Annotated in this window: 4 protein-coding genes; all 4 read right to left on the reverse strand. The window is 48.7% G+C overall.

Features of this window, described 5'->3' with window-relative positions:
* A partial coding sequence (locus L0156_15425) for a hypothetical protein (GenBank protein MCI0604387.1) occupies positions 1–753 on the reverse strand: 753 nt, incomplete at its 3' end.
* Between the two features lie 167 nt (positions 754–920).
* A complete protein-coding gene (locus L0156_15430; GenBank protein ID MCI0604388.1) occupies positions 921–1,418 on the reverse strand; it encodes a hypothetical protein in 498 nt (165 codons plus the stop codon).
* A gap of 45 nt (positions 1,419–1,463) precedes the next feature.
* A complete protein-coding gene (locus L0156_15435) occupies positions 1,464–2,066 on the reverse strand; it encodes a hypothetical protein (GenBank protein ID MCI0604389.1) in 603 nt (200 codons plus the stop codon).
* Positions 2,063–3,142, reverse strand: a complete 1,080-nt coding sequence (locus L0156_15440) for a hypothetical protein (protein ID MCI0604390.1) — start codon at positions 3,140–3,142, stop codon at positions 2,063–2,065. The genes L0156_15435 and L0156_15440 overlap by 4 nt, the downstream gene beginning before the upstream one ends.
* Positions 3,143–3,405 lie beyond the last annotated feature (263 nt).

Raw genomic sequence — 3,405 nt, forward strand, 5'->3', positions numbered from 1 at the left:
ACAATCGAAGAATTCCATGGAGAGGTCCGGAAATCGCGGCATGAATTCGAAATCTCGCAGGTTTACTACAATCTGTCCCCGGTCATCGGGATCTCTTTCAGCAACCTCCTTTTCCAGAGCCTTATGGATTTTCGGCACAGGTCGCGGAGGATCTCCAGCCGGCTTTTGTGGACCGAGACGAATTTGGAACGCATCGGCTGAAAGCGGCGTGCGGCCATAATCCGAAGGAATACCTTGCTTGTCGATAAAAACCGAATGGACAAAATTTTCCGGATCGATCCCTGGTTCTTCCGGAAGAAGTGCGTCCCCCCTGGCCTGGTTATCTCCAACCGTAATCGGACCGGAAATTTCTAAAACAATTTTTCCTGTATCATCCGTAACAAAGACCTGAATAGCATCAGCAATTGCTCCGGCATCGGTCAAAGTCCATCTGATAAGCGCGCCATCACGTCCATTGAAGAATCCGATTCCTTCTCCTTTATGTGTATCAAAGTTAGCCAGCGGGTCGGGCACTTTGATCAATGGATCATCCATGCACACCGTGTTGGTCACTTTTTTTAATTCAAATTTCCCGGCACTCCATTCAAGTAGAAAAGAATTTTTTGTCAGGTCTGGATCGCATCCAAGATTGAACTCGAATGACACCTCACCGCTTGCGCGTCCCTTGCCTGTTATCATTGCCGGCTCTGCTGCGTGGATCACACCGCTGAGAACGAAGAACAAAATCATGAAGTTCAAAAGGATTGATTTCATATGCATATCCTTGCCTCAAGTCACAGTCATGCAGTGAGAGAATTAGTGTTCTTCTCCCTCAATTAAATGGACGCAAAAATGATGCGATATTACCATTCGCTGTTCTTGGGAAACGAACGTAACGATTATTAAATTCTTCATGGTGATTCCACTTGTTTCGAAACGAATCAGTTCTGCACGCACCACACATGAAAAATGGTGATGTTACACGGCGCGGCGGCAGAACCCCATGGGTTGACGGGGGCATCGGATGGAAACTGCCAGTCTGGTTGCAGTGCTACAATCGTACCATTATCCAGACTGCTATCGCTTGACCATACCGCACAATTTGCGCGACCAGGTAAAGTTGAAACATCCGAGAAGTTAAAGCCCGTGCGTATCCATCCAACCTCAGCAGACGGCGGCCCGGAGCCCGAATCGACGTTTGTCAGACCCAGGATTTTGTTGTATCTCAGGTTAGAAGGGTCAAAGATCTCCCATAGTGAAGCCATGTGATATCCGCTGGCGCATGCAGTTAAAGCCTGAGCTCCGGTAAACGTATCTTTGGTTAAGTAGAACTTTCTGCCGGAACTGGAACCTGCCTCGCTCGGTTTTGTTGCCAAAACATTCATTGCTAGTAAAAGGAACAGGATCCCCAGCAGGGATTGTTGATAGTTTCGTTTCATTGTGCCTCCAGTTTCTTGTATTCTCGAAAAGATTTTTGCAATTTTTCAGCAAAGCGGAATGATTGTTGTGCTGATATTGACCGGTGCCAAAGAGGTGTTAATGTCTTTTACCGGTATAGATACGTACTTGCCCTGTGGGATCGTCGCAACAGCGGTTGAATTTGAAGCAGTAGCTGAGCTCGCGTTAATGAGAGAGCAAGAAAAACCGATGCCGCCATTTGCATCTAGCTTGAGCACAAAGGCGTTAAACGGGGTTGCGCCAAAACTACTGGTTCGTCCGGCAACAACATAGCCACCATCTAATGTTTCCTGAACGGAAAAACCCCGATCATCGTTTGCGCCGCCATACGTTTTTTGCCAGGAGATACCGCCCGAAGAATCCAACTTGAGGGTCCATACATTTGACATCGCCGGACCGAAGGAATTCGTACGTCCCGTCAGGACGTAACCGAGATCTGAAGTGTAGTCCATGTGCTCCAAGACGTCGTTATTTGGGCCCCCATACGTTTTTTGCCATTGGACTGTTCCGGTGAAATTCAGCTTGAACATCCAGAAATCAGAATTTCCCGCGCCGGAGGAATTCGTATTTCCGGCTACTACGAAGCCTCCATCAGCTGTAAACAAAAGAGCGATTCCCATCCGGTTCATAGCGTTTTTCTCCTTCCTTTTATATGGAGAGAAAAATGACGGGATATTACCATCCGTCTGCGGAGCCGTTGTCGCGCTGACTTACGCAAATTAATCACTTGCTGGCGCGTGATGCCGAGCCGTTCCCCGATGGTTAGATCATGCAAAGGGAGACGCTCCCACAAATCGTTAAAATCGCCACGGTTGATTTCCAGAGTATCGGCAATGTGATCTAGAGTTGCTATACCCAGAAGAGGAAACAAAACCAGAGTTCCGCGCCCATGATGGTCCTTCAGGTGCAGCAACAGCACAGCGCGCTGTCTGGAAGGCAGGAGACAAATCTCTCTCCAGAGTTTTCGGAAGTATCTTCGTTGATCCAGATCCTCATCAACCGGTCTGCCGCCGGCAGCTAACGCTTGGGCTGTTTCTGATTGCACATTCAATTGCCTCATCCGTTCGCGCGGCCGGTCGGCGACCAGGTTGACAAGCGCATCCAGCTCGATCGGACCTTTCGCAGCGCGCAGGATGTTTTCCAGGATCTCTGCCACATTCCGATTCCGGGAGTAGATGAATAAATCATGCATAGGCTTTAACGCTCGATCACTGAAGTGATTTCCCAAGTCAGGATTACTGATTTTCTCTTTACAGTTCCGCCACTCCGCAAGTCCGCAAAGCAATTCATTCTTTTTGTCCTTCCAAAGAGCGAAGCGCTGGTGATGATTCAGAAAATAACGAATCCGGTACTTCAGATGCGCCCGCAGAGGATGCTTTTCTCGCATATATTCGCAGAACGCGTGATAGGCAATGGTCTGGATCTGGCTTTTAAAATGTTGAATCGGAATTGCTTCCGGATGCGATTTGAACTTGCGCAGCTGAATAAGAACTCGCAAAACCGCTTCGTTGCAGAGGTCCTCTGCCTTTTGCCGGTCGAAGAAATTACCGGAAAGCGATAACTTGCTTCGGATTACCTCGCGAATGATCGGCACAGCATATTCGGATATCAGTTTGTTTAGAGCGTCTTCCGATTCGCTCTCGTCCACATTCAGAAATGGCGTTAACTGCGGATCAAGCCGCTGTGTGTCAACGTCTCCGTTCATGAAAACCTCCATTCGCACATCCGTTTCCGATGCGCCTCTATTCAATCAAGCAAGAAATGATCTGGAAAACTGTCACGGATTTGGAAGAATCTGCGGGCCCGGAGCGGAGTTGCCCGAGGGCAGGAAAGCGCGTAACATTTAAAATCAAGGAGCGTTCGGCGATGACTTCGCAGAAAGACGTGACTCAACTGCTCCTACAATGGAGAGAGGGTGACCAGGCGGCGCTGGATCAGCTCATCCCAATCGTTTACTCTGAAATGCGG

The organism is bacterium, from assembly GCA_022616075.1.
GTDB lineage: Bacteria > Acidobacteriota > HRBIN11 > JAKEFK01 > JAKEFK01 > JAKEFK01.

What these genes read in the sequence shown, in the direction of transcription:
- L0156_15440 (MCI0604390.1), bottom strand. Translation starts at nt 3,142, where the DNA reads ATGAACGGAGACGTTGACACACAGCGGCTTGATCCGCAGTTAACGCCA.
- L0156_15430 (MCI0604388.1), bottom strand. Translation starts at nt 1,418, where the DNA reads ATGAAACGAAACTATCAACAATCCCTGCTGGGGATCCTGTTCCTTTTA.
- L0156_15435 (MCI0604389.1), bottom strand. Translation starts at nt 2,066, where the DNA reads ATGAACCGGATGGGAATCGCTCTTTTGTTTACAGCTGATGGAGGCTTC.